This window comes from Thermopetrobacter sp. TC1 (assembly GCF_000746275.1).
Taxonomy (GTDB): Bacteria; Pseudomonadota; Alphaproteobacteria; order Rhizobiales; family Aestuariivirgaceae; genus Thermopetrobacter.
The window spans coordinates 691746-716677 of the sequence record NZ_KN050828.1; the positions used below are offsets into that span (position 1 = coordinate 691746).

Sequence of the window (24932 nt, forward strand, 5' to 3'; positions counted from 1 at the left end):
CCTGCTTCTTGCGGCAGGTTCTTTCGCATTTTCCGACAGGGCGTTTCATGCCGTCCGGGCCATGAAGGTGGTCTGAGGGCGGGTGGGGCGTTCTGATCGGTGAAACCGGAAACGTGGATGAACATTCAGGCGAAAGGCGGGTGAACGAACAGTGCAGGTCATCGTACGCGACAACAATATCGATCAGGCCCTGAAGGCCCTGAAAAAGAAGATGCAGCGCGAGGGCATCTTTCGCGAAATGAAGCTGCGTGCCTACTACGAAAAGCCTTCCGAGCGCCGCAAGCGCGAGAAGGCAGAGGCGATCCGGCGGGCGCGCAAGCTTCTGCGCAAGAAGCTCCAGCGCGAGGGCCTTCTGCCCAAGGGTGGCAAGAAGGGACGCTGAATCGGTCATGCCGCCGGGTATGCTGGCGCGAATGTGCCGGCGGCGCTAAAAGCCGAACGTGACCAAAGCTTTTTAGGGGATTCGCGAATGGAAGGTTCGTGAATCCCCTTTTTCATGGCGGCCTTCCGAGGGCGGATGTTTTAAGGACGGCAGGAATGCGTGAAACTCTTGCGCTCATGGGCGGGATCTCCGAAACTGGCTGGCGAGATTGGAACGGAACAAAGCGCATGAAAGCAGGGAGAAGGGCATGGCCCGCATCGTCTATGTGAACGGGGAATATGTGCGTGAAGATCAGGCGCGCGTGTCCATCTTCGACCGTGGTTACCTGTTCGGCGATGGTGCCTACGAAGTGATCCCGGTGCTGGAAGGGCAGCTTGTGGACGTGGAGCGGATGCTGGCGCGGCTGGACAATTCGCTGGCGGCGCTGGGGATTGAGTGGCCCATGGACAAGGATGCCTATGTGGAGATGCACCGGGAGCTCATCCGGCGCAATGCGCTCGTGGAGGGCATGATCTATTCCCAGGTGACGCGCGGCGTTGCCGAGCGCGATTTTGCCTTTCCCCGGCGGGCGCTGCCTTCGGTTATTGCCTTTACCAAGACGCTGTCCATCATCGACAACCCGCGGGCGGAAACGGGCGTTTCCGTGGCCTTTGTGGAAGACCTGCGCTGGAAACTGCGCTCGGTGAAGTCCATCGCCCTGCTGGCGCAGGTGCTGGCCAAGGAACAGGCGGTGGAGAAGCATGCCTTTGAGGGCTGGATGGTGGAAGACGGCCACGTGACGGAGGGTACCTCCTCTTCCGCCTATATCGTCAAGGACGGCACCATCATCACCCATCCCCTGGAAGGGGGGCACATCCTGCCCGGTATCAGGCGTTCCGTGCTGCTGGAGATCGCGGAAAAGGAAGGCATCCCCGTGGACTTGCGGCCCTTCACGCCCGAAGAGGCGCAGAACGCGGATGAGGCTTTCGCCTCGGCGGCGACGTTCGGCGTGTTGCCGGTGGTGGAGATCGAGGGCAGGCCGGTGGGCAATGGCGAGCCGGGGCCGATCACCAGAAGGCTGCGTCAGGCCTATCTCGATCATGCCCTCGCTCAGGTGCGGGCCGCGGATTGATCCAATCCCGCCCGTTTCTCCTTTCGTGCCGAAAACGGCTTCTTGCGCTGGTGACAGGAGAGGCCCTCAGGAAGACGCCTTGCTGAATTCTCCCTTGTCTGTCAAAGAGGTAAGCCCTTTTGTCCAATCCGGGCAAGGAATGCTTGTCAGGGGGCGGGCAAGAGTGTAGCGTGTTTTGCGCCTGTTTCCGAATGATCCCGGAACAAGAAAGAACCCGGGCATTTGGAGCCAAGAGGGAGGAGTTCAGATGAAAACGTTTCGCAAGGGCCTGATGGTGGCCGTCGCCGCGGGCGCGCTTTTTGCCGCGGCCGGTGCCGCCTCTGCCGAGTGCACGATCACGCTGGGCGCTGCCGTGTCCTTGACGGGCAAGTATTCCACCAACGGCACGCACACGAAGAACGGCTATGATCTGGCCGTCAAAGTGATCAACGAGAAGGGCGGCGTGAAGGTCGGCAATCAGACCTGCAAGTTCGCCGTGAAGTATTACGATGACGAATCCACGCCCGCCCGCGGCGCGGAGCTTGCCGAGCGCCTGATCAAGCAGGACGGCATCAAGTTCATGCTCGGGCCGTACTCGTCCGGCCTGACCAAGGCCATCGCGCCGGTGACGGAAAAGTACAAGGTGCCGATGGTCGAGGCGAACGGTGCCTCGCGCTCGCTGTTCACCAAGGGTTACAAGTATCTGTTCGCGGTACTCTCCACCTCCGAGCAGTATCTGCAGTCCGCGGTGGCGCTGACGGCTGAGAATGCCGACAAGCTGGGCAAGAAGCCTAATCAGATCACCGTGGCGCTCGCCATGGAGAACGATCCCTTCAGCCAGGACATCCGCGCCGGCGTCATCGAGGATGCCAAGAAATACGGCATGAAGGTGGTCATCGACGACAAGCTCCCAAAGGAGCTCAACGACATGACCACCACGCTGACCAAGGTCAAGGCGCTCAAGCCGGACATGCTGGTGGTCTCCGGCCATGCCAAGGGTGCGGCCACGGCGGTGCGCCAGATCGCGGAAATGAAGGTGGACGTGCCGGTCGTGGCCATGACCCACTGCGATTCCGCCAAGATCATCAAGAAGTTCGGCAAGGCGGCCGAATATACGCTTTGTGCCTCGCAGTGGGCGCCGACGCTGAAGTATTCCGACAAGATCTTCGGCTCGGCGATGGATTTCGCCAAGCTGTTCAAGAAGACCTACAACTACGATCCGCCCTATCAGGCCGCCGAATCGGCCGCGGCGCTCCTTGTCTACAAGGACGCCTTCGAGCGGGCCGGGTCGCTGGATCCGCAGAAGGTGCGCGATGCGCTGGCCAAGACGGATCTCATGACGTTCTACGGTCCGGTCAAGTTCGACGAGACGGGCAAGAACATCGCCAAGCCCATGGTGCTCTATCAGGTGCTGAATGGAAAGTACGTGGTGGTGGCGCCGTCGAAATGGGCCGAGGCGAAGGCTGTGATCCCGCGGCCGAAGTGGTCTGAGCGCAAGTGATCATCACCAGAACGGCCTGACGCATGCACCGGCCGCCCCGTAATTAGGGGGGCGGCCGGCATGCGGCGCACTGTTCAAGGCCCATTGCCTCGTTTTCAGCGATGTCGCGCGGAGGGCGGATCCCGTGAACAATCTGTCGCTGCTCATTAACGCTCCCATCTTCAACATCCAGCTTTTGCTCGACGGGCTGTGGATCGGCGCCATTTTCGCGCTGGCCGCCTTCGGCATGGCGCTGGTGTGGGGCGTGATGAACATCATCAACGTCGCCCAGGGCGAGTTCGTCATACTCGGCGGATTCATCACGCTTCTGGCCATGCAGTTCGGCCTGCCGCCGTTGGCGGGTATTCCCATCGCCGCCGTGGTCCTCTTCATCCTCGGCTGGGGGCTTTACCGGCTGGTGATCTGGCGCATCGTCGATGCCGACATGTTCATTTCGCTGCTGGCCACATTCGGCATCTCCATCATGCTGCAGCAGCTGATGAACGAGATCTTCGGCTCCGATGTGCGCACGGCGGAGAGCAATCTCGGGATCTCCTATCTGTTCGACAACATGGTCACGGTGCCGCACATCAAGGCGCTGGCCTTCGTGCTGGCCTTCGTGATCGGTTTCGGGCTGTGGCTGTTCCTGAAGCGCTCGCGCATGGGACAGGCCATCCGCGCCACCGCGCAGAACGCCCGCGCCGCGCGCATTCTCGGCATCGACACCGACCGTGTCTATGCCGCCACCTACGCCATCAATGCCGCCTTGTGCGGTGCGGCGGGTGCGCTGGTGGTCATGGCCTATTCCATCCATCCCTATATGGGCCTGCCTTACACGATCCGCTCGTTCATGATCGTGATCCTGGCGGGCCTGGGCAATCTGGTCGGGGTGATCGCCTCGGGCCTGGGGCTGGGTGTCGCGGAACAGTTCGCCGGCTTCCTGCTGGGCACGGAATTCCAGCTCGCCTTCGTCTTCCTGCTGCTGGTGGTGGTGCTCGTGTGGCGGCAGTGGCGGCTGGCGCAGCGGCGGCAGTATCTGAAGTGAGGAGGGCGGCTCCATGAACAAGCGCCTGGTCAGCATCCTCGCAGTCGTCGCGCTGGGGCTCCTCGGGCTTTTCGGCCCCTGGCTGTTTCCCGCCTATGTCTCGCAGTTCTCCAAGCTGTGGCTGTTCATCGTGCTGGCGCTGACGTGGGACCTCGTCGGCGGGCAGATGGGCTACAATTCCTTCGGCAACATCGTCTTCTTCGGCATCGGCATGTATGCCGCAGCGGTGGTGCAGGTGGGGCTTTATTATCCGGTGGCGGCCTATACGGCGGCGAAGGGCGGCGGCACCGAATTCGTCTTCGATGCCGCGCAGTTTTATACGGGGCTGGCCGTGGGCCTGCCTGTCGGAGGCGTAATTGCGGCGCTCGTTGCGCTGCTGCTCGGCAGCCTGATCCTCGGCATGCGCGGGCATTATTTCGCCATTGCCACGCTGGGGCTGGCGGTGGCGGCGGGTGAACTGGCCTCGGGCTGGGAATTCATCGGTGCCGGATCGGGCATGGTGACACCGACGCCTCCCGATTCGATCGATACCACCATCCTGTTCTACTACCTCAGCTTCGCGCTGGCCGCCGTCACCTTCGGCTTTCTCGCCTGGCTGTATTCCACGCGCTATCACCTGGCGATCAACGCCATTCGTGACGATGAGGACAAGGCGGAGGCCATGGGCCACCGCACCACGCGCAACAAGATCATCGCCTGGGCGCTTTCCGCCTTCTTCCTGGGCATTGCCGGCGGCATCTATGGCAACATCTCCAAGTTCATCGATCCCATCGATGTCGCCTTCAACGGCGCGGAGATCGGCGTGTGGATGATCCTGATGGCCATTCTCGGCGGCATGGGCACGCTGTGGGGCCCGGTGATCGGCGCGGCGGTGTTCTACATCACCAAGGAGCTGTTCTGGACGTTCCTGCTGGGCTGGCAGCGGGTGGCGCTGGGTGCGCTGATTGTGATCATCGTCGTTTTCTTCCCGCAGGGAATCGTGGGCTGGCTCAAGGAGCGCTGGCCGGAAATTTTCGGACCTACGGAGGAGGAAATGGAGGCCGCCGATGCCAGAAAGGGGAGCTGACGCCATGAGCCGGCCGCTTCTGGATGTGCGCAATGTGTCCAAGGCTTTCGGCGGCGTGATCGCCAATCGCAACGTGTCGCTGCAGGTGAAGCGGGGCGAAATCGTGGGGCTGATCGGCCCGAACGGCTCAGGTAAAACGACCCTGTTCAATTCCATCGTGGGATATCATCCCATCGATGCAGGCGAGATCTGGTTCAAGGGGGAGGAGATCTCCAGGCTTCGCGTGGGCGCCATCGCCCGGCGCGGCCTGTTGCGCACCTTTCAGCAGACGCGCATTTACGGGCGCATGACCGCGATGGAGAACATGCTCATTTCCCTGCCGGAGCGGAAAAGCGGTTTCTTCGACCTTTTGCATTCCCGGCATTCGGTGGGGATCGAGCGGGCCAAGGAGCTTCTCGAGTTCGTCGGGCTTTATTCCAAACGCTATCATTATGCCGGTGATCTTTCCTTCGGCCAGCAGAAGCTGCTGGAATTCGCCATGGCGCTGATCAACGAGCCCGACATGCTGCTGCTGGACGAACCGACGGCCGGCATCAACCCCACCCTGATCAACGGCCTCATCGACCGGCTCAGGCGTGCCAACGAGGAGCTGGGCATTACGCTGTTGGTGATCGAGCACAACATGCGGGTGATCATGAATCTGGCGGAACGCATCTATTGCCTGGCCCATGGCGAGATGCTGGCCGAGGGCAAGCCGGAGGAGATCCGCAACGATCCACGCGTCATCGACGCCTATCTGGGAGCGCACTGACGATGGCCGAGGACAACAGGGACAAACGCACAGGCGAGAGCGAGGAAGAGCGCCGGCGCCGCATCTCCGGCTATGGCGAGGGCGGCGTGGATGTGGTGATGTCCGTGGACGCCGTGGCGCGGGAGGCGGAAAGGATCGCCGAAAACGCGCCGACGCCGGAGGAGCTTTTGCATCTGGCCGGGGGCGATGCTTTTGTTTCCATTGAGAAGCTTCACGCCGGTTATGGGCGCATGGAAATTCTGCACGGCATGGAGCTGCGCCTGGGCAAGGGGCAGTCCTTGTGTCTGATCGGCCCGAACGGCGCGGGCAAATCCACAGTGCTGCATTCCATTTTCGGCTTCACCAACATCTATTCCGGTGTCATCCGCATCGGCGAGCGGGATGTCACCCACATGAAGCCGAACCAGAAGCTGAAGGAAGCCGGCGTGGCCTATATCCTGCAGGACAATTCCGTCTTCCCCGACATGACGGTGGAAGAGAACCTGTGGATGGGCGGCTTTCTCAAGGACAGGCCGGAAGAGGCGAAAGAGGCGGCCGAGCGCGTCTTTGAGAAATATCCGCGGCTGGCGGCGCGGCGCAACCAGCCGGCGCGGGTGCTCTCCGGCGGTGAGCGGCGGCTTCTGGAGATTTCGCGCGCCCTGGTCATGGAGCCTGAGGTGCTGCTGGTGGATGAGCCCTCCATCGGTCTGGAGCCGCGGTTCATCGACATGGTGTTTGAAATTCTCGATGATCTGCAGCGCACGGAAGGCAAGACCATCATCATGGTCGAGCAGAACGCAAAAAAGGGGCTGGAGTTCGCCGATATCGGCTATGTTCTGGTTTCCGGGCAGCTGGCCAAGGCCGGACCGGGCGATGAACTGCTGGAAGACCCGGACGTAGGCCGTCTCTTCCTCGGTGGCTAAAGGCGTTTGCCGGAAGAGACATGCTTGTGGTGCATGCTCCGCGTTCGCGCCGCGCCGGGATGGTGATGGACGGGGCGATCAGATCTGCTGATCAAGCTTGAAGCGCAGCTCGCGCACGGCATCCTGCGCCGATTTGAGCGCAGGATAGATGGTGCTGGCCGCCTCAAAGGCCGTGAGCGCCTCGCGCAAGCGTTTCATCTCCTGCAGGATGGAGCCTTTGGTCATCCATGCCTCATAATGGCGCGGCTCCAGCGCAAGTGTTCTGTCAAGATCGGCAAGGGCGCCCTTGCGATCCTCCATGAGATAACGGGCAAGGGCGCGGCGATACCAGCCTTCGGCAAACTCGGGGTAGCGCTCGGTGAGCAGATCGAGAAGATCAAGGGCGACATCGATGCGTCCCGCCTTCAAGGCGCGATCGGCCTGAGACAGCAAGACGGCGGCAGAAGGGGAATCCGGTTTTGCCAGAATGTCGCGGATGCTTTGCGCGATGACGGAAGCGGTGGCGGGATCATCAGCCTGATGCAGGCGCGCAAACAGCGAATCGAGCAGATCGGCGCGGGTTTGGCCGGGATCCGCATTCCTGCGGGTATCCTTGCCGGCATCGGGCTTTGTCTTTTCAGCCTTCGGGGGTGCGGGAACCGCCTTAGGCGCCGCGGAAACGGCGGAGGCCTCACCACCTGCCAGCAGGAAAGAAACGAAGAGGATGTTCAGGATCTTGCGCATGCACGCATCATAACGCCTGGCCAATCAGGGACAAGGGCATGATCAGGCTTGCATCCCCATTGCGGTAAGCAGCTCGTGCACCGCTTTTTCGGCAGCAAGGCACAGTTTGCGGGGCGATCGGAGCCGACCGCCCCGCACATCGTTTTCAGGGGTGGGCCGTTCAGTCGTCCTGAACGGAGAGCCAGGCGAGGATGTCGTCGATCTCGCCTTCGCTGAAGCTTGCGAAGATGGCGGCATCGCGCGGATCGTCATGCTGCCGGCGGCCTTCGGCGAAGGCCTTGATCTGGCGCTTGAGATAGGCGCTGTACTGTCCGGTCAGGGGCGGAATGGCGCGGTTGGGGTCGCCCTCTCCCTTTTTGCCATGGCAGCCGGCGCATTCCCGGGCGTAGAGGCGGGCGCCGGCCTCCACCTTGCCGCGCCGCCACAGGGGCACGTTCACCACCATCTTGGAGCGCTGCAGCACCGCGAGCGGATCGAAATTCTTCTTGTCGATCTTGCCCAGGCGGTTGGGCAGCTTGATGCGGGAGAGATAGAGCGAGATGATCTGTACGTCCTCTTCCGGCAGTTCGCGCTCGGTGGCGTAGGGCTGCATGGGAATGTTGATGCGTTTTCTCGCCTTGAAGGCGCGCAGCTGACGGGCGAGGTAGACCGGATCAAGCCCGGCGAGGCGCGGATAGGTACCGTCCGGCTTGCCCTGCCCCTTGGGGCCGTGGCAGGGCGCGCAGGTCATCATGATCTCTTCGGCGTAATCGGGATCGTCCTTCCACTTGCTGGTGTCTTCCACCAGCCGCTCTTCCTTTGGCATGTCCTTCGGCAGGCGATGGGTGATGCCCTTGTGGCAGTCGATGCAGGTCTTGCCCTGCCTGAAGGCATCCTCATGAATGCGGCGGGCGAAGCGGGCCTGACGGGCAGGATCCATGCGCTCGGCATTGTGACAGGAGCGGCAAGTACCGGAATCACTGGCCTTCATGCGGGCCCAGACGCGCCTGGCGAGGGTGAGGCGCTTTTTCTCGAACTTCTCAGGCGTATCCACACTGCCGATGATCGTGTGCCACAGATCGTTGGCGGCCAGCAGCTTGCGCCACAGCTTTGGCCCCAGGGCCTTGGGCACGTGACAGTCCGCACATTCGGCAGACACGCCGGTGCGGTTGGCATAGTGGGCGGACTGCTTGTAATCGGGCCAGATGTTGTCCCGCATCTCGTGACAGGAGATGCAGAAACCGGTGCGGTTCGTGGCCTCCAGCGCGGTGAGAAAACCGCCCCAGAGAATGGCGCCAAGCACGATCAGACCAATGGCCGCAAAAAGACTTCCACGCCAGAACGCGCGCATGCAGACCCTCTCCTGAGTGTTTTCCTTCCCCTCATGCCAAAAAGGCGGCCCTTCCTATGGCGGCAGGAGGGGCACAGGTACTTGATGATTGTCAATTGCGAACAAGAAGATTGCTGAAGGAGCCTCTCATACCACCCTGCATAATGAACCGCCCACCGCCCCACGCCCCCACCCAACCCCCCAATTATGAAAAACAAGGGCTTGGGTGGGGGCGCGGGGCGATTTCACCGGTCAGCCTTTACACAACTTGGTATCACTGCCAGGGGGCAAGCCTGTCGAGGCCGATGATGTCGCTGATCTCGAAACGGGGGCGGACAAGGGCGAATGTCTCGCCGTTCACGAGAACCTCCGGCGCCAGCGGGCGGGTGTTGTAACAGGAGGATTGCACGGCGCCATAGGCGCCCGCGGTCATGACCGCGATGAGTTCGCCCGGCTCCAGCTGCGGCAGAGCGCGATCGCGCGCGATATAGTCGCCGGTTTCGCAAACCGGCCCCACAACATCAACGGTGAACAGCGGCGCATCATCGGGGCGCTGCTGCACCGGCAGGATGTGATGAAAGGCTTCATAGAGCGTGGGGCGGATGAGATCGTTCATGCCAATGTCGGTAATGACGAAGATCTTGTCCTCCTGCTCCTTCACATAGAGGACGCGGCCGATGAGGATGCCGGCGTTGCCGACAATGAGCCGGCCCGGCTCGATAAGGTATTCCACATCGAGGTGACCGAAGATGCGGCGGACCATGGCGGCATAGTCGTCGGGATGGGGCGGAATGTCGGTATCGCCGTGATAGGGCACGCCCAGGCCGCCGCCGAGATCGACATGGCGGATGTCATGCCCGTCGGCGCGGAGCTGTTCCACCATCTCCGCCAGCAGGGCAAAGGCCCGCTCAAACGGTTCAAGATCGGTGATCTGACTGCCGATATGCATGTCCACACCGCGGATGGTGATGCCGGGCAGGCGGGCGGCGCGGGCATAGATCTCGCGGGCAGCGAGCCAGGAGATGCCGAACTTGTCGGCGCGGCGGCCGGTGCTGATCTTCTCGTGCGTTTTGGCATCCACATCCGGGTTGATGCGGATGGAGACAGGAGCCGTCTTGCCCACGCCGATGGCGACACGGGAGAGCCTTTCCAGCTCGGGCCAGGATTCGACGTTGAAGCAACGAATGCCCATCTGAAGCGCCGCGGCCATTTCCTGCGCCGTCTTGCCCACGCCGGAATAGACGATGCGTTCGCCAGGCACACCAAGCGCGCGCAGGCGCTCCAGCTCGCCGCCGGAAACGATATCGAAGCCGGCACCGCGATCGGCAAGCAGCCTGAGCACCGCCTGATTGGAATTGGCCTTCACGGCATAGCAGACCAGATGCGGATCACCGGCGAAGGCCGCATCGAAAACATCAAAGTGACGCAGGATGGTGGCCTGGGAATAGATGTAGGCCGGTGTGCCCACCTCCTCGGCAATGCGGGGGATGGGGATGTCTTCGGCATGGAGAATGCCGTTTCTGTATTCAAAATGATGCATGAAGATCCTCGTCCCTGAGGGAACAATCCATCCTGTGGTCTCTGGAGAATTGATTGCGTCTTCTAAGTGTTAACGCTCGCGGATCAACGGATCGAGAACGATCTCGCGGTCCGGATCCGGTTTCTTGGCTCCCGGTGGCGGTTCGGGCTTGCCAGCGGCACCGCAGGCGGCAAGGAAAGCGGCAGACAAAATGGCGATCAGAATCTTGTGCAGGCGGTTCATGGCCGAAGTCCCCGAAGCGGATGTGGCTTTCAAGTTTCATTTTTCTGATAGGCCAAAAGCGGCGCGGAACCAAGCACTCCTGATTTCTTCATCGCGCAACGGCAAGGCGCCGCTCACGAAATTGTCAGAGCGGGAACAGGGCATTTCGGCACTTTTTCGTTGATGCACATTAGAATAATGATAAATTGGATGTGCTCCCCAGCATTCCCCGCGGGACAGCCATGCGAAAGCGCATGGGCAGGACAGGGGATTTTCATGTGAGCGGGCCGTCCCATGGCGGCTCCAAACAGGGTTTGGTCCTATCAAGAGGATGGAAACAATGACAGGCATGAAGAAACGTTTGGCGGTGGCTGCGTTTGCGACCGGCATGGTTGCCATGGCCGGCATGGTCATGGCGTCCGGCATGATGAAAGGCGGGGCGGAGGGTGGCCCCATTGCCGAGCGCAAGATGGCCATGAAGGAGGCGAAGAAGAATTTCAAGCCGCTTGTGGGCATGGTGAAGGGTGAGATGGCCTTTGATGCGGCGGCGGTGAAAGCGCATGCCAAGGCGCTCATGGCCGCACTTGAGAAAGCCAAGGCGAACTTTCCTGAAGGCTCCGACAAGGGCGAGACACGCGCCAAGCCGGAAATCTGGCTGATGAAGGATGAGTTCAACGCCCTTTTCGACAAGGCCATTACTCTTGCCGGCAAGATCGAAGGGGCGGATACGAAAGAGAAGCTGGCCAAGGCGGTGATGGCCCTTGGCAATGACGGCTGCAAGGCGTGTCACAAGGAATACCGCCTGCCCAAAAAGATGTGACAGGTTGGTTTTCTTATCCAACAATCGTGCATCATGCAGGCTCTGGTTCTTTCCGGAGCCTGTTTTGGTTTCCGGATGGGGGCTCCGGCCTTGTGAGTAAAAAAGCGGCCCGGCACCTTTTGGCGGGAGCGGGCAGACGGAACGGGGCTGGGGGGCTTGGCTGGACCGTCTGCCGCGCAACATCCTGCCGGGTGCCGGGCCTTCTGCTGAGGCAACGCGTAAAAGAATCATCCATGCTGATGACCAGAGGGTGATGAAATCGTGCCGAAATCGTGGCGATCAGGCGTCGGTTTGCGTCAGTTTCGCAACCCTATGCTCAAGACATTGCCCAACGCCTCTCTTTTTAGGCGAGACGGTGTGAGGGCCCATTGGGGCGGCGCATGTCTGCATATGAGCGTGAGGGATAAAAAAGCCCGGCATCGTGCCTGATGCCGGGCCGGAAAATCCTGTGTGTCTCCTGATCACTGAAGGCTGCAGAAATGAATCTGCGAATCTGCAGCTTCAGGGAGCGCGGCGCTCAGTCATCGCTGCTCATGATGCCCAGAATGTTCAGGATGTGGATGAACAGCGTGACGAAGCTGCCATAAAGGGCAAAGGCGCCAAAGATGGCCTTGGAGCGCGCCATCTCGGGCAGATCACCCTCCACATACATCTGCTTGATGGTCTGAGTCTCCCAGGCCGTGACGCCGGCAAACAGCAGAACCACCAGGATGGAGGTGATCAGGCTCGCCATTGTGGACTGGAAGAAGATGGCATTCACCACGATGGCGATGAGCAGACCGATGGAGGCCATGAAGAAGAACCCGGAAAAGCCGGAAAGATCCTTCTTCGTCACGTATCCGGCAAGGGATGTGGCGCCAAAGGTGATGGCCGTGATCAGCAAGGCGCGCACGACGATGGCCGGGTTCATGCTGAGGTAGAAGAAGACCATCGGCGAGATCAGCACGCCCCAGAGCGTGGCATAGGCGAAATAGGCCAGCCAGGCGGTTGCGGCATTGCCGGAAAAGATCAGGCGCGGCGCAAACCAGCCCAGGGCCAGCAGGGCGAAAAAGACAACCCACATGCCGATGCCCGTGGCCAGCGTGAGCATCAGCGGCGGATTGAGGCCCAGGAAAAGGGTGACGATGGCCGTCCAGGCCACGCCGAGCGCCATGTAGTTGTAGACCCGCAGCATATAGCTGCGCAGGCCTTCGTCAATCCGGGCGCGGGCGCCAACGCGGGCGTCGGTCTGCGCCGTCGGTCTGAGATCGTATCTGTTCATGTGCGTCTGCTCCGTTCCCTCGTCGATGTTTGTTGCGTTGGTAATGGTTCGTGCATGTTTGTCCGGAGAGGCGCTCTCTCCATGCGTTCTGTGTGCTGCCATCTTATGCCGGAAAGCCGCTTTGCGCCATATGGCGATTCCGTTTCCGGAATGCAACTGTTGCGGCAAAAGGTTTCCGGACAGAGGCATTGGCACATGTCCCTATCCATTCTATAGCATGCGGGCGCAAAACCACCTTAATTCTTCGTCAGGGAGCATGGCTTCCTGACACGCATTGACGGGAAGGTTAAGGCTTCATGAAGATCCTTTTTGTCTGCCTGGGCAACATCTGCCGCTCGCCCATGGCCGAGGGCGTGTTCCGCGCCGAGATCGCGCGTCGGGGCCTGGGTGAGCGCGTGGAGATCGATTCGGCTGGCACCAGCGACTGGCATGTAGGCGAGCCGCCGGATCCGCGGGCGGTGAAGGCGGCAGGGACGCGGGGCTACAACATTGCCCATCTGCGCGGACGGCAGGTGACGCGACAGGACCTTGCGCATTATGATCTTGTGCTGGCCATGGATCGTGAAAACCTGGATCACCTTTTGCGCATGGCCGGGCCGGAACATGCGGAAAAGGTGCGGCTGTTCATGGAGTTTGCGCCCTCCGCTCCGGAGGATGAGGTGCCGGATCCCTATTATGGCGGCGAGGAGGGATTTGCCTATGTGCTGTCCCTTCTGGAAGAGGCGGCGCGCGGCCTTGCCGATCATGTGGAAGAGCGCCTGAACGGTCCGGGGCGGTGAAGCCTTTCTCAGGCGCCTGCCCCGTAATGATAATTAATCAGCATGATGCCTTCGCCGCGAAAAGAAAAAGAGCTTCGCACGCTTCAAAAGGATCGCCCCGGCGGGGCGGATGAGCAGGCCCGGCTTGAGGAGCTGAAAGCGCGCATTGAGCGCTTCAAGGCGACGCGAGGCAGCCGGCGCAAGGGCGAGGCAGGCGCGGCAAGAGACGCAGGAGCGGCCCTGAATACGGCCGTGCGCCTGCTTGCGGAGCTGGCGGCGGGCATCGCCTTTGGTCTGTTCATCGGGTACTGGCTGGACCGCTGGGCGGGCACGCGTCCGCTTTTCATCGTTCTTTTCCTGCTGATTGGCCTTGCCGCGGCCGTGCGCAACATCATGCGCGGGGAAATGAAAACGCGAGGTTCGGAAAAGGACGCGGAGACAGAGCGGGCGCCCTTGCATTCGCATGGCGGAAGAAAGGGCGAAACCTGCGGCAATCCGCCCAATGACGTATGAAATTGGCCGTTGAGATTGTGCGCGGACAAGGATAAAAGGGGCGCGATCCGGATGACGGATGCACGTTGTGTCCGTCATATCGCGGAAGGCAGTCGCAATCGGAACGGCATCCGCCCTCTTTGCCAAGGCTGGCGGGGCGGATGGCGTCATTCGACATGACGGAGCCGAACATGGCGAGTGCAGCGAACATGGCAGCGGAAGCGGCGGCGGCCGCAGCCGAGCATGGCGCTGAAAAGGGGATCGATCCCCTGCATCAGTTCGCAATTCAGCCGATCGTGCCGCTCAAGATCGGGGCGCTGGATCTGTCGTTCACCAATTCCTCGCTGTGGATGGTGATCACGCTTGTCGTGCTGGCCGTGTTCCTGCTGGGCGGCGGTACGCGCCTGGTGCCGGGGCGCTGGCAATCCATGAAGGAGGTCTCCTACGAATTCGTCGCCAGCATGGTGCGCGATACCCTGGGAGACGCCGGCCGCGCCTTCTTTCCGCTCATCTTCACCCTGTTCATGTTCATCTTTGCGGCCAACACCCTAAGCCTCATTCCCTACTCCTTCACGGTCACCAGCCATATCGCCGTCACCTTCACGCTGGCGATCTTCGTGTTCGTGCTGGCCACCGTGGTGGGCTTCATCAAGCATGGGGCGGGTTATCTTCGCCTGTTCGTGCCCAAGGGGGTGCCTCTCTTGATGTTGCCGCTGATCGTGCCCATTGAGGTGTTTTCCTATCTGCTGCGGCCGATCACCCTGTCCATCCGCCTGGCGGCCAACATGACGGCGGGGCACATCCTGTTCAAGATTTTTGGAGCCTTCGTGATCATGCTGGGCATTCTTGGCGGCTGGCTGCCGCTGGCAATTCTGGTGGCGATCACGGCTCTGGAATTTCTGGTGGCCTTTCTGCAGGCGTTCGTGTTCGCGTTGCTGACCACCATTTATCTCAACGACGCCCTGCACATGAATCACTGAAGCAGGAACGGATTGGAGCAAAGCAGCAATCCGGCAACAGGCCGGAAGGCCAACAAAGGAAACAACGAAACAACCCTTTCAACCAATCAAAGGAGTGTGGTCCATGGAAGCTGAAGCTGCACGCTACATCGGCGCCGGTCTGGCAGCGGTCGCTCTGGGAGGTGCCGGCATCGGTATCGGTCACATCTTCGGCAACTATCTCGCCGGAGCCCTGCGCAATCCCGCTGCAGCAGACAGCCAGCGCATGAACCTGCTCATGGGCTTCGCCCTGGCGGAGGCGACCGGTCTGATCGGTTTCGGTCTCGCCATGCTGATCCTGTATGCCTGATTTTCCTTCATCGGGCGATAACGGGAGAAGCCGGGCGGAGCTTCGGGCCTGGCATGTGCAGGTTTTTCTGAAAGAACTCATCATCCCGCCGGTCTTCGGCATTCCGCCCGGGATCGGCGGGATGAGGCGCCTTGCCGGAGCCATCTGCGAGAGGAAATCAGGTCATGCCGCACCTGGAGATATCCACCTATCCGTCTCAGATCTTCTGGCTGATCATCACCTTCGGCCTTCTCTACTGGATCGTGGCCAGGAAGGCGCTTCCGGCCATCGGCGCAGCCATCGAACACCGGCGCTCGCGCATTCAGGACGATATCGAGGAGGCCGAACGGCTGCGGCGCGATGCTGAGGCGGCGCTTGAGGCCTATGAGACGGCGATCCGGGATGCGCGAGAGCAGGCGCGGGCGATGATCGCCGAGACACGCGAGAAAATTTCCCGGGAACTGAGCGAGGAGCGCCAGCGCATCGAAACGGAGCTGGCGGAGAAGATTGCCCTTGCCGAGAAACAGGTGCGCGAGGCCAAGGAGAAGGCCCTGAAGGGCATTGAAGAGGCCGTTACGGATCTCGCCGGCGAGATTGTGGCCAAAGTGGCGGGTGAGACGGTGGAGGAGAAGGAGCTGAAAAGCGCGCTGGAAAAAAGACTGCGCGGATAGGCTCCTTTTTTGGCGCTCATTTTTCGCGTGCTGGTGCAAGGAGGCGGATGATGCTCGAACTCCTGTCGGATATCGAATTCTGGGTGGCCGTGGCCTTCGTGATTCTCGTCGGCGCAGCGCTTTATTACAAGGTGCCGGCGCGCGTTGGCGCCATTCTCGACGAGCGGGCCGATCTCATCCGCCAGGAGCTGGAAGATGCGCGCAAGTTGCGCGAGGAGGCCCAGAAACTTCTGGCCAGCCACGAAGCCAAGCGCAAGCAGGCGGAACGGGACGTGCAGGAGATCCTTGACGTGGCCAAGCAGGAAGCCGAGGCCCTGGCGGCGGAAATGCGGCGGGATTTCGAGGCCATGATAGAGCGGCGGCGGGCCGCGGCGGAGGATGCCATCAAGCGCGCGGAGATCGAGGCGGTGCAGGACATTCGCACCCATGCCGCCGAGCTTTCGGTCGCCACGGCAGAAGAGGTTCTGCGCAAGCACATCAAGGGAGCGAAAGCCACGAAGCTGATCGACGATTCGGTCAAGACGATCAGTGAGCGGCTTCACTGATTGCCCGTTCCCATGAATGATCCGGAATGTTGAAGGCCGTCCGGCAGGGCGGCCTTTCGCTTTTCGTCATGCGGCTTCTGTTTCAGAAAGGGGAGGGACGTGATGAACCGCTGCAGTGCGGCTGCATTTCAGTGTGCCTTTTTCTTCTTCCTCCCCCGTGGCCAATGCACAGGCCAGCTGACGAGCAGGCAGGCGCGGCTTTCCGTGTTCAGGGAATCGGCGAAACGTGCAATGGCGTCTTTGCACGTTGTCTTTGCGCGAACGTCCGGGTTCAGCAGGGCCTGGATGTCTTCATGGGGCGCAAGTGAGAGGGCAAGCCTTGCACCGCCCATGCCGAGAAGCCCGCGCGCAAGAGGCAGGGCATGATTGCTGGCCAGATCGCTCAGGCCCAGTTCGGGCAGGCCGGCTTCGTCCTCCCAGGCGCGCCTTAAGTGATCGGCACTATAGATACCAAGGCCGAAGAAAACGGCCATGTGCGCCTCTTCCCGTTCACCCGTCGTGCGCCAGCAGCGCATGGCGACATGCCCGTCCGGCCCGTTAACAGCCAGAGCATGCCGGAACAGACGATTCAAGCCTTGCAGAAGCAGGCGGCGATCCAGATGGACTTGCGGCTCTTGTTGCCAGAAGAATTCCGCGGCGAGGGATATGTCGCGTTCCGCCGCTTCTGCGGCGAGTCCACACATGGCGCGATCGATGATTGCCTGAAGGGAGACTCCTTCCGGCTCCGGATGCACTTCACCGGCTTCCAGGCGCATGAGGTCCAAAAGATCGGTGATGTTGCGCAACAGGATGCGGCCGGCGGAGCGCATGGTCTTGACCGACAGCAGCATCTCCGGATCGAGACGGCCGGCGTGATCGGGGGAAAGAAGAAGGTCAGCGTTGCCGATGATAAGGTCCAGCGGGGTTCGGAAGTCCTGGGCCAGAGCCCTGATAAGCCTGTGGCGGGCACGGCGGGCCGCCCTTTCCGGGCTGCCCGCCGTACCGCTCTTCGCCCCGTCGTCGGCAGAGACGGAATGACGAGTGGCTTCGTTTCTTCTGTCTTCCACCGTCATAGGGAACGAAGACACAAGGGACGTTCGACCAGGAACACCCAAGGTTGTATCCGACAGGTCTTAAAACACCCTTAATGGGCGTATTACTGATTTGTCATAGACCCTTACGCGCATTGCTTTCAGGCGCATGGCCCCGTAAACATCGTGCTCATGAGCACGCGTCTGCGCATAACCTTTGCCCAGCTGAATGCCCTTGTCGGCGATGTCGAGGGCAATGCCGCGCGCGTCCGTTCCGCCCTGGCCGAGGGGCGGGCGGATGGAGCGGATCTCGTCATCCTGCCGGAGCTGTTCATCGCCGGATATCCGCCGGAGGATCTGGTGATGCGTCCGGTTTTCGTGCGCGCCTGCATGCGGGCGGTGGAGGCGCTGGCGAAAGAGACGCATGCGGGCGGTCCGGGTGTGATCGTGGGCACGCCGTGGCTGGATGGGGACAAACCCTACAACGCTGTGGCGCTCTTGGCCGACGGGGCGATCAAGGCCCTGCGCTTCAAGCATGACCTGCCCAACTATGGCGTTTTTGACGAAAAGCGGGTGTTTACGGCCGGCCCGCTGCCGGATCCGGTGGAATTCAGGGGGGTGCGTCTTGGCGTTCCCATCTGTGAGGATGCCTGGAAACCCCAGGTCTGCGCCCATCTGGCGGAAAAGGGGGCGGATGCCTTCATCGTGATCAACGGCTCGCCTTTCGAGGTGGAGAAGTTCGATGTGCGCCTGCATCTCATGCGTGAGCGCGTGGCCGAAACCGGGCGGCCGCTTGCCTATCTCAATCTCGTCGGCGGGCAGGACGAGCTGGTGTTCGACGGGGGCTCCTTTGCCGTCAACCCCCATCCCGCGCCTGATGACACGCAGCCGGACGTGCCCTGGCGCATGCAGTCCTTCGCGGAAGATACCCTGACGGTGGCGCTGGAGAAAACGGCGGAGGGCTGGCGCTTTCTGCCGGAGACCTGTGCGGAGCGCCCCTTCGGCATGGAAGCGGTCTGGCGCGCCTGTGTGCTGGGCACGCGCGACTATGTGGAGAAAAACAGGTTTCCCGGCGTGGTCATGGGGCTGTCGGGCGGCATCGACTCCTCGGTGGTGGCCACCATTGCCGCCGATGCCCTGGGGCCGGAGCGGGTGCATTGCGTGATGCTGCCCTATGAATATACATCCCAGGAATCGCTCAAGGATGCGCATGACGTGGCCCAGGCCCTGGGCGTGCGCTATGACGTGGTGCCCATTCATAAGCCGGTGAGGGGCTTTCTCGACGCTCTGAAGGACATGTTCGCGGGCACCACCTTCGATGTGACCGAGGAGAACCTGCAATCGCGCACGCGCGGCACCATCCTCATGGCCATTTCCAACAAGTTCGGCGCGCTGGTGCTGACCACGGGCAATAAGTCGGAAATGGCGGTGGGCTATGCCACGCTCTATGGCGACATGAACGGGGGCTTCAACCCGATCAAGGATGTCTACAAGACGGATGTCTACAGGCTCGCCCGCCTGCGCAACCAGATGCGGCCGCCGGATTGTCACGGACCGGAAGGTCCCGTGATCCCGGAAAGCGTGATCACGCGTCCGCCAACGGCGGAGCTGAGACCACACCAGACGGATCAGGACACCTTGCCGCCCTATGAGGTGCTGGATGCCATCTTGCGCGGGCTGATCGAGGAGGAAGCGGCGGTGGAAGACATCGCCGAACGGCATGGTTTCGATGTCGCGCTCGTGGCCAAGGTGCAGAACATGCTCTATGTGGCCGAATACAAACGCCGGCAGGCCGCGCCGGGTGTGAAGATCACCCGGCGCAACTTCGGCCGCGACCGCCGGTATCCCATCACCAACGCCTTTCGCGAGCGCCCTTGATCGGGAGGGTCACGCGGGCGGGCAGACCGCCCGGATGCGAAAGGGTGGTGGATCATTCCTGCATGGGCAGAATGAGCGCAACACCCACACCCATACAGAATGGGTGCGGGTGGTGCGTGCTTGTCTGAAGACACAGCATGGTCTGCCAAAATCTATTGCGAATCGGCATCGGCGAGACCTTCGCCGGGGGGCTCCTCGCCGGTGAAGAGGGAAACGCCCATGACCTTGCCGCTCTTGGTGTCCACCGTCCAGGTGAACGTCAGCGGCGATTCCGTCTGCAGGATATGCAGCCAGTCACGGAATTCCTCATAGGGCAGCGCGATGGACAGGCTGCTTTCCGAATAGGTGCTTTCCTTGCCCTGCCCGCCGGAGATGAAATGCAGATAGGCATGGCGCAGGGGCTCGCCGTTGGGACGGAATTTCAGGGTGATGGTATGGCGGGCGATGCCGCCTTCCGCCGTGCGAAAGGACATGTGCACGCTCCAGCTGCGCACGACGGCGACATGGGCCTCTATGCTCATTTCGGTTTCTCCCCTTCCTGAATGACACACCACAGGCTCCAGGATATCCGGGCCTGCCCCTTTTCCTGTCTATATGGGAAGCAAAGGCTTCGTTTTCAGCCGCGGCGATGGTCAATGGGGCGTTAACCACGAAACACAAAAGCGATTCAGCCCCGTGCAGGCCGGCCCTATCCTTTCCCTGTCGCCTGGGGATGGCACGCCTTCGGGCAAAGGCGGCCAGAGGCGGCCTTGATCTGTGTGTTTGTCATGCGTCAGGGGGGATGTCAGGGTCATGGGCTTTGAGGCCAAGGGGGATATCAAGCCGCTGCTGGATCAGGTCATTGTCGGTGACTGCCTGCAGGAGCTGCGGCGCATTCCGTCGCGCAGCGTCGATCTGGTGTTTGCCGATCCCCCCTATAACCTTCAGCTTTCCGACAAGGCCCTGCATCGTCCGGATCAGTCGCGCGTTCAGGGCGTGACCGATGCGTGGGACCGCTTTGATTCCTTTGCGGCCTATGACGATTTCACCCGCGCCTGGCTGGCGGAATGCCGCCGCATTCTCAAGCCAGACGGTACGCTGTGGGTGATTGGCTCCTATCACAACATCTTTCGCGTCGGCACAATCTTACAGGATCTGGGCTTCTGGATCCTCAATGACATCATCTGGCGCAAGAGCAACCCCATGCCCAATTTCCGCGGGCGGCGCTTTACCAATGCGCATGAGACGCTCATCTGGGCAGCGCGGAGCGAAAAGGCGCGCTACACCTTCAACTATGAAGCAATGAAAGCGCTCAACGGCGATGTTCAGATGCGTTCCGACTGGCTTTTGCCCATTTGCACCGGCGCGGAACGCCTCAAGGACGAGAAGGGCAAGAAACTGCACCCCACCCAGAAGCCGGAGGCGCTTTTGCATCGGGTGATTCTGGCCTCCACCAAGCCGGGCGATATCGTGCTGGATCCTTTCCTCGGGTCGGGCACCACGGCGGCGGTAGCCAAGCGCCTTGGGCGGCGCTTCATCGGCATTGAGCGCGATGCCGCCTATGCCGAGGCAGCGCGGGCGCGGATTGCGAAGGTACGGCGGCTGAATGGCGAGGCGCTTTCGGTTTCGCGCGGCAAACGGGCCGAGCCGCGGGTGCCGTTCGGCATGCTGCTGGAGCGCGGCCTGATCAAGCCGGGCGAGGTGCTGGTGGATGCGCAGCAGCGTTATTCCGCCAAGGTGCGGGCGGATGGCTCGCTGGTGGCGGGTGATGCCACCGGCTCCATTCACAAGATCGGCGCACATGTTCAGGGCATGGAGGCCTGCAACGGCTGGACATTCTGGCACGTGCGCCGCAAGGGGCGGCTTGTTCCCATCGACATGTTCAGGCAGCAGATCCGCGCCGAAATGAAGGAACTGGCCTCCTGACGTTCTGGCGCGGCGTTTTTCATGCACATACCGGTTTGTCCCATGCGGGCGGGATCTTCATCGAGCGCAGGTCATGGCTCAGGCCTGCAGGGGCCAGGCGCGTTCCACCAGATAGGGGCCGCCGCCGCGTGAGGGGCGGGCGGAAAAGAGCACGAAGCGCGAGACCGGAAACGGCTCGGTGGCGAACAGGCCATGGGCCTGCACAAAGGAGCGCACGGCGGGCAGAGAGGCGCCGCGGCAGCGCGCCAGCGTGACATGCGGGATGAAGCGGCGGCCCTCGGCCGGCAAGCCCGCGGCCTGACAGGCGCGTTCGTGGGCGGCCTGCAGGCGGCTTAGGGCCTCATTCGGCTCAACAAGGGCATGAATGGAATGGGGCTTGCGGCCGCCAAACCAGTCCAGACCGGAAAGACGGATGGAAAAAGGCGGCTGATGGATGGTTGAAAGCCGCTCCTCGATCTCGCGGGCGGTGGCGTCATCAACGTCTCCGATGAAGCGCAAGGTGACATGATAGTCCGCCGGCTCGATCCAGCGGGCGCCGGGCACGCCGCCCTTGAGCATGTTCAGGCGTTCGGCGATGGTTTCCGGTATTTCCAGCCCCGTGAACAAGCGTGGCATGACAGCCTCCTGAAATCCCCTGAAACGGTGCGGGTCGTTCACAATCCGCAGCGGTGATGTAGAATTGCCGTGTGATGCCCGGCAAGTCCAGTCAAAGGGCGGATCACTGACCGGAGAGAGACCGGCGGTTTGATCAAGTATCCTGAGTGATCAGCGGGGAATGGCGGCATGGTCAAGCTCAATCGCATCTATACACGAACGGGCGATGCCGGAGAAAGCGGCCTGGCCGACGGTTCACGGCGGCGCAAGGATGATCCGCGGTTTATGGCCATCGGGGATGTGGACGAGACCAATGCCGCCTTGGGCGTTGCGCGCACATATGCCGAGGCGCATGCGATCATCGATGCCGATCTGTCGCTGATTCAGAATGATCTGTTTGATCTTGGCGCCGAGGTGGCCACCCCGCAGGCGGAAAACGAGGGCGGCCTGAAGATCGTGGCGGCGCAGGTGGCCTGGCTGGAATCGCGTATCGATGCGCTGAATGCCGATCTTGAGCCGCTGCGCTCCTTTGTGTTGCCGGGAGGCGGGCCGCTTGCGGCGCATCTGCATCTGGCCCGCGCCATCTGCCGGCGGGCGGAGCGCAGTCTGGTCAAGCTGGCGGCGGCGGAACCGGGCAGCGTCGGCAGCGATGCGCTGGCCTATGTCAACCGCCTGTCGGATTATCTGTTCGTGGCCGCGCGGCATGCGGCGAAAGATGCGGGCGGAGACGTGCTGTGGGTGCCCGGCGAGGGGCGCAAGCGGGAGATGTGAGGCGTTACGGGCTCGGGGAGCAAGGGACATGTTCCTGCCGCTGCATGATTCCGTGCGGATCCGGGTCATCCGCTATCAGGTGGTGACCTTGAGCCTCGTGCTGATCAACGTGGCGATTTTTCTCTGGACCCGCTACGGGCTGGCGGAGCGGGAGGCGCAGGCCGTGGCCCTCTCCTTCGGGGCAATTCCGGCGGTGATCTCCCATCAGGCCGTGCTCGATCCCGCCCTGGTGGTCATTCCCGGGTTTTTAACGCTCATGACCTACATGTTCCTGCATGGCGGCTGGCTGCATCTGATCGGCAACATGGCCTTTCTGTGGGTATTCGCCGACAATGTGGAAGACGGGTTCGGGCATCTCGGTTTTTTCGCCTTTTATCTTCTCTGCGGCATCGCCGCGGCGCTTCTGCACACGCTGATGGTGCCGGAATCGCAACTGCCGATGATCGGGGCCTCGGGCGCAGTGGCCGGCGTATTGGCCAGTTACATGTTGCTCTATCCGAAATCGCGGGTGTGGGTCTTGTTGTTCATGCGCATTCCCTTGCGCATCTCCGCTGCCTGGGCCTTAGGCGGCTGGATCGGGTTTCAGGTGTTCTCCGTGCTCATTGGCGGCAGCACCGGGCAGAACATCGCCTGGTGGGGGCATATCGGCGGCTTTGTCACCGGTTTTGTCCTCACGATGCTGTTCCGCCCCTGGCTGACGGCACGGCTGCAACGGGCGGAGAAGACCGGGCGCGCGCAAGGATGAATGCAAATTTCTTTGAGGCGAACCACATTACACGACACGCCAATGCCATTTATCTCGTCACCCCGGCGAAAGCCTTAGGTCTCGTGCCGCAAACTCATGCGTTTGTGTCCTTAGATACCGGCTGATCTACGGTATGACGAGTGTAGATGGAGGCGACCACGCAAAAGGCCCCGCAGGCACAAGAAACCGGCGGGGCGATGGTTTTTTATCGCGTTATGATGTTTATCAGCGCGGCAGCAGGGTTTCGCCCATGAGCGCTTCATCGATGGCGGCGGCTGCCCGCCTGCCTTCGCGGATGGCCCAGACCACCAGTGACTGACCGCGCCGCATGTCTCCGGCCACGTAAAGCTTCGGCACGGAGGTCTGATAGGTGATTTCATCGGCCTTCACGTTGCCGCGCTCATCCAATTCCAGGGCATCGCCAAGCTCTTCGATCATGCCCTCGTGCACGGGGTGCACAAAGCCCATGGCAAGCAGCACGAGATCGGCCTTGAGCTCGAAGTCCGTGCCCTCGATGGGCTGCAGCTTCTCATCCACCTTGACCATACGCGCGGCGCGCACCCGGCCCTCTTCGTCGCCCAGGAACTCCTCCGTGCGCACCGACCACATCAGCTCCGCGCCCTCCTCCTGCGAGGTGGAGATGCGGAGTTTCCGCGGCCAGTTGGGCCAGGTCAGCAGCTTGTCTTCGCGCTCCGGCGGCTTCGGGAGAATTTCCACCTGCGTCACCGACAGCGCCCCCTGGCGGATGGAGGTGCCCACACAGTCCGAGCCTGTGTCGCCGCCGCCGATGACCAGCACGTGCTTGCCCTCGGCCGTGATCGGCTCCTCGCCTTCGCGCAGGCCCTCGCCAGAGACGCGGCGATTGGCCTGGGTGAGGAATTCCATGGCGAAATGGATGCCATGCAAATCGCGCCCCGGAATGGGCAGGTCGCGCGGTTTTTCCGAACCGCCGGCCATGAGCACGGCATCGAATTCATCAAGCAGGCTTTTGATGGACAAATCCACGCCCACGTGCACGCCGGTGTGGAAGGTCACGCCTTCCTTTTCCATCTGCTGCACGCGGCGCTCCACGATTTTCTTGTTCAGCTTGAAATCCGGAATGCCATAGCGCAGCAAACCACCGGGATACTTGTTCTTCTCGTAGACGTGCACCTCGTGACCCACCCGCGCCAGCTGCTGGGCCGCGGCCAGCCCCGCCGGGCCGGAGCCGACGATGGCCACGCGCTTGCCGGTTTTCTTCGCCGGGGGCTTCGGCACAATCCAGCCCTGCTCCCAGGCATGATCGGCCAGCTGGCATTCCACCGTCTTGATGGTGACGGGAATGTCCTCGAGATAGAGCGTGCAGGCGGCCTCGCATGGCGCTGGGCAGACGCGCCCGGTGATGTCGGGAAAGTTATTCGTGGTGTGCAGGTTTTCGATGGCCGTCTTCCAGTCCCCGCGATAGGTCAGGTCGTTCCAGTCCGGGATCTGGTTGTTGATGGGGCAGCCGTTGTGGCAGTAGGGAATGCCGCAGTCCATGCAGCGCGCCGCCTGCTGTTTCAGCTCCTCGTCGGACAGCGGAATGACGAACTCATCCCAGTGGCGGATGCGCTCATCCACCGGCTGATAGCCGCGGTCGCGCCGCGGAATTTCCAGAAACCCTGTAACCTTGCCCATGGTTCAGCCCTGTCTGCTCCCGCCGGCATGCGCGCTGCTTTCGCGCGCCG

The 24932-nt window shown here is 61.7% G+C and carries 28 protein-coding genes; 19 read left to right on the top strand and 9 right to left on the bottom strand.

Features of this window, described 5'->3' with window-relative positions; translation table 11 throughout:
• Positions 1 to 151: 151 nt before the first annotated feature.
• The 7 genes from rpsU to EK16_RS06845 all read left to right on the top strand — a co-directional run bounded on the left by rpsU (position 152) and on the right by EK16_RS06845 (position 6716).
• The gene (gene rpsU / locus EK16_RS06815) at positions 152 to 382 is read left to right on the top strand and encodes a 30S ribosomal protein S21 (RefSeq protein WP_038035460.1); all 231 of its coding nucleotides are present in this window, start codon (positions 152 to 154) and stop codon (positions 380 to 382) included.
• 247 nt (positions 383 to 629) lie between these two features.
• Entirely contained in the window at positions 630 to 1493 is an 864-nt protein-coding gene (locus tag EK16_RS06820) for a D-amino-acid transaminase (RefSeq protein WP_038036199.1), read from the top strand.
• Between the two features lie 247 nt (positions 1494 to 1740).
• On the top strand, positions 1741 to 2973 hold the full coding sequence (locus tag EK16_RS06825; RefSeq protein WP_038035461.1) for an amino acid ABC transporter substrate-binding protein: 1233 nt from the start codon (positions 1741 to 1743) through the stop codon (positions 2971 to 2973).
• A gap of 124 nt (positions 2974 to 3097) precedes the next feature.
• Entirely contained in the window at positions 3098 to 3997 is a 900-nt protein-coding gene (locus tag EK16_RS06830) for a branched-chain amino acid ABC transporter permease (protein WP_369793088.1), read from the top strand.
• Between the two features lie 13 nt (positions 3998 to 4010).
• Entirely contained in the window at positions 4011 to 5063 is a 1053-nt protein-coding gene (locus tag EK16_RS06835) for a branched-chain amino acid ABC transporter permease (RefSeq protein WP_038035464.1), read from the top strand.
• Positions 5064 to 5067: 4 nt separating this feature from the next.
• On the top strand, positions 5068 to 5814 hold the full coding sequence (locus EK16_RS06840; protein ID WP_038035466.1) for an ABC transporter ATP-binding protein: 747 nt from the start codon (positions 5068 to 5070) through the stop codon (positions 5812 to 5814).
• Positions 5815 to 5912: 98 nt separating this feature from the next.
• Positions 5913 to 6716: an ABC transporter ATP-binding protein gene (locus EK16_RS06845; RefSeq protein ID WP_051929131.1), complete on the top strand. Its 804-nt coding sequence runs from the start codon at positions 5913 to 5915 to the stop codon at positions 6714 to 6716.
• Between the two features lie 78 nt (positions 6717 to 6794).
• On the opposite strand, the gene EK16_RS06850 is transcribed toward EK16_RS06845, so the two are convergent.
• The 4 genes from EK16_RS06850 to EK16_RS12420 form a co-directional block, all read right to left on the bottom strand.
• Entirely contained in the window at positions 6795 to 7439 is a 645-nt protein-coding gene (locus EK16_RS06850; protein ID WP_051929034.1) for a tetratricopeptide repeat protein, read from the bottom strand.
• A 160-nt stretch (positions 7440 to 7599) separates the two neighbouring features.
• Positions 7600 to 8769, bottom strand: coding sequence for a NapC/NirT family cytochrome c (locus EK16_RS11905; RefSeq protein WP_081910333.1), 1170 nt, complete (start codon positions 8767 to 8769; stop codon positions 7600 to 7602).
• A gap of 253 nt (positions 8770 to 9022) precedes the next feature.
• Entirely contained in the window at positions 9023 to 10288 is a 1266-nt protein-coding gene (gene lysA / locus EK16_RS06860; protein ID WP_038035468.1) for a diaminopimelate decarboxylase, read from the bottom strand.
• 69 nt (positions 10289 to 10357) lie between these two features.
• Positions 10358 to 10510 carry a hypothetical protein gene (locus tag EK16_RS12420; RefSeq protein ID WP_197059636.1) on the bottom strand — a complete coding sequence of 51 codons (153 nt, stop codon included), beginning with the start codon at positions 10508 to 10510 and terminating at the stop codon, positions 10358 to 10360.
• Here EK16_RS12420 and EK16_RS12250 point away from each other — a divergent pair.
• Both EK16_RS12250 and EK16_RS11515 read left to right on the top strand, forming a co-directional pair.
• Complete coding sequence (locus EK16_RS12250) at positions 10509 to 10673, top strand: hypothetical protein (RefSeq protein WP_156098512.1); 165 nt, start codon at positions 10509 to 10511, stop codon at positions 10671 to 10673. The two genes, EK16_RS12420 and EK16_RS12250, sit on opposite strands and share 2 nt — an antisense overlap.
• A 165-nt stretch (positions 10674 to 10838) precedes the next feature.
• Positions 10839 to 11309, top strand: a complete 471-nt coding sequence (locus EK16_RS11515) for a c-type cytochrome (RefSeq protein ID WP_197059637.1) — start codon at positions 10839 to 10841, stop codon at positions 11307 to 11309.
• 517 nt (positions 11310 to 11826) lie between these two features.
• Here EK16_RS11515 and EK16_RS06870 read toward each other — a convergent pair.
• A complete protein-coding gene (locus EK16_RS06870) occupies positions 11827 to 12570 on the bottom strand; it encodes a Bax inhibitor-1/YccA family protein (RefSeq protein ID WP_038035469.1) in 744 nt (247 codons plus the stop codon).
• A 296-nt stretch (positions 12571 to 12866) separates the two neighbouring features.
• Between EK16_RS06870 and EK16_RS06875 the strand changes: the two genes are divergently transcribed.
• The 6 genes from EK16_RS06875 to EK16_RS06900 all read left to right on the top strand — a co-directional run bounded on the left by EK16_RS06875 (position 12867) and on the right by EK16_RS06900 (position 16323).
• Complete coding sequence (locus tag EK16_RS06875) at positions 12867 to 13349, top strand: low molecular weight protein-tyrosine-phosphatase (RefSeq protein WP_038035470.1); 483 nt, start codon at positions 12867 to 12869, stop codon at positions 13347 to 13349.
• Between the two features lie 42 nt (positions 13350 to 13391).
• On the top strand, positions 13392 to 13841 hold the full coding sequence (locus EK16_RS06880) for an AtpZ/AtpI family protein (RefSeq protein ID WP_038035471.1): 450 nt from the start codon (positions 13392 to 13394) through the stop codon (positions 13839 to 13841).
• 188 nt (positions 13842 to 14029) lie between these two features.
• Entirely contained in the window at positions 14030 to 14800 is a 771-nt protein-coding gene (locus EK16_RS06885; RefSeq protein ID WP_051929036.1) for a F0F1 ATP synthase subunit A, read from the top strand.
• A 103-nt stretch (positions 14801 to 14903) separates the two neighbouring features.
• Complete coding sequence (locus tag EK16_RS06890) at positions 14904 to 15128, top strand: F0F1 ATP synthase subunit C (protein WP_038035472.1); 225 nt, start codon at positions 14904 to 14906, stop codon at positions 15126 to 15128.
• Between the two features lie 164 nt (positions 15129 to 15292).
• Positions 15293 to 15778 carry a F0F1 ATP synthase subunit B family protein gene (locus EK16_RS06895; RefSeq protein WP_051929037.1) on the top strand — a complete coding sequence of 162 codons (486 nt, stop codon included), beginning with the start codon at positions 15293 to 15295 and terminating at the stop codon, positions 15776 to 15778.
• Between the two features lie 47 nt (positions 15779 to 15825).
• A complete protein-coding gene (locus EK16_RS06900; protein ID WP_051929038.1) occupies positions 15826 to 16323 on the top strand; it encodes a F0F1 ATP synthase subunit B family protein in 498 nt (165 codons plus the stop codon).
• A 128-nt stretch (positions 16324 to 16451) separates the two neighbouring features.
• Here EK16_RS06900 and EK16_RS06905 read toward each other — a convergent pair whose 3' ends face one another.
• Complete coding sequence (locus EK16_RS06905) at positions 16452 to 17375, bottom strand: sensor histidine kinase (RefSeq protein WP_038035473.1); 924 nt, start codon at positions 17373 to 17375, stop codon at positions 16452 to 16454.
• Between the two features lie 150 nt (positions 17376 to 17525).
• Here EK16_RS06905 and EK16_RS06910 point away from each other — a divergent pair, with 150 nt between their 5' ends.
• Positions 17526 to 19211, top strand: a complete 1686-nt coding sequence (locus EK16_RS06910) for an NAD+ synthase (RefSeq protein ID WP_038035474.1) — start codon at positions 17526 to 17528, stop codon at positions 19209 to 19211.
• 152 nt (positions 19212 to 19363) lie between these two features.
• On the opposite strand, the gene EK16_RS06915 is transcribed toward EK16_RS06910, so the two are convergent.
• Positions 19364 to 19732, bottom strand: a complete 369-nt coding sequence (locus EK16_RS06915; protein WP_038035475.1) for a hypothetical protein — start codon at positions 19730 to 19732, stop codon at positions 19364 to 19366.
• Between the two features lie 271 nt (positions 19733 to 20003).
• Between EK16_RS06915 and EK16_RS06920 the strand changes: the two genes are divergently transcribed.
• The gene (locus EK16_RS06920; RefSeq protein WP_038035476.1) at positions 20004 to 21116 is read left to right on the top strand and encodes a site-specific DNA-methyltransferase; all 1113 of its coding nucleotides are present in this window, start codon (positions 20004 to 20006) and stop codon (positions 21114 to 21116) included.
• A gap of 78 nt (positions 21117 to 21194) precedes the next feature.
• Here the strand turns inward: EK16_RS06920 and thpR are convergent, their stop codons facing one another.
• A complete protein-coding gene (gene thpR / locus EK16_RS06925; RefSeq protein WP_038035477.1) occupies positions 21195 to 21731 on the bottom strand; it encodes an RNA 2',3'-cyclic phosphodiesterase in 537 nt (178 codons plus the stop codon).
• A 168-nt stretch (positions 21732 to 21899) separates the two neighbouring features.
• On the opposite strand from thpR, the gene EK16_RS06930 reads away from it, so the two are divergent.
• Both EK16_RS06930 and EK16_RS06935 read left to right on the top strand, forming a co-directional pair.
• Positions 21900 to 22481 carry a cob(I)yrinic acid a,c-diamide adenosyltransferase gene (locus EK16_RS06930; protein WP_038035478.1) on the top strand — a complete coding sequence of 194 codons (582 nt, stop codon included), beginning with the start codon at positions 21900 to 21902 and terminating at the stop codon, positions 22479 to 22481.
• 28 nt (positions 22482 to 22509) lie between these two features.
• Positions 22510 to 23226, top strand: a complete 717-nt coding sequence (locus tag EK16_RS06935) for a rhomboid family intramembrane serine protease (protein ID WP_051929039.1) — start codon at positions 22510 to 22512, stop codon at positions 23224 to 23226.
• 225 nt (positions 23227 to 23451) lie between these two features.
• Here EK16_RS06935 and EK16_RS06940 read toward each other — a convergent pair whose 3' ends face one another.
• A complete protein-coding gene (locus EK16_RS06940) occupies positions 23452 to 24882 on the bottom strand; it encodes a glutamate synthase subunit beta (protein WP_038035480.1) in 1431 nt (476 codons plus the stop codon).
• Between the last annotated feature and the right edge of the window lie 50 nt (positions 24883 to 24932).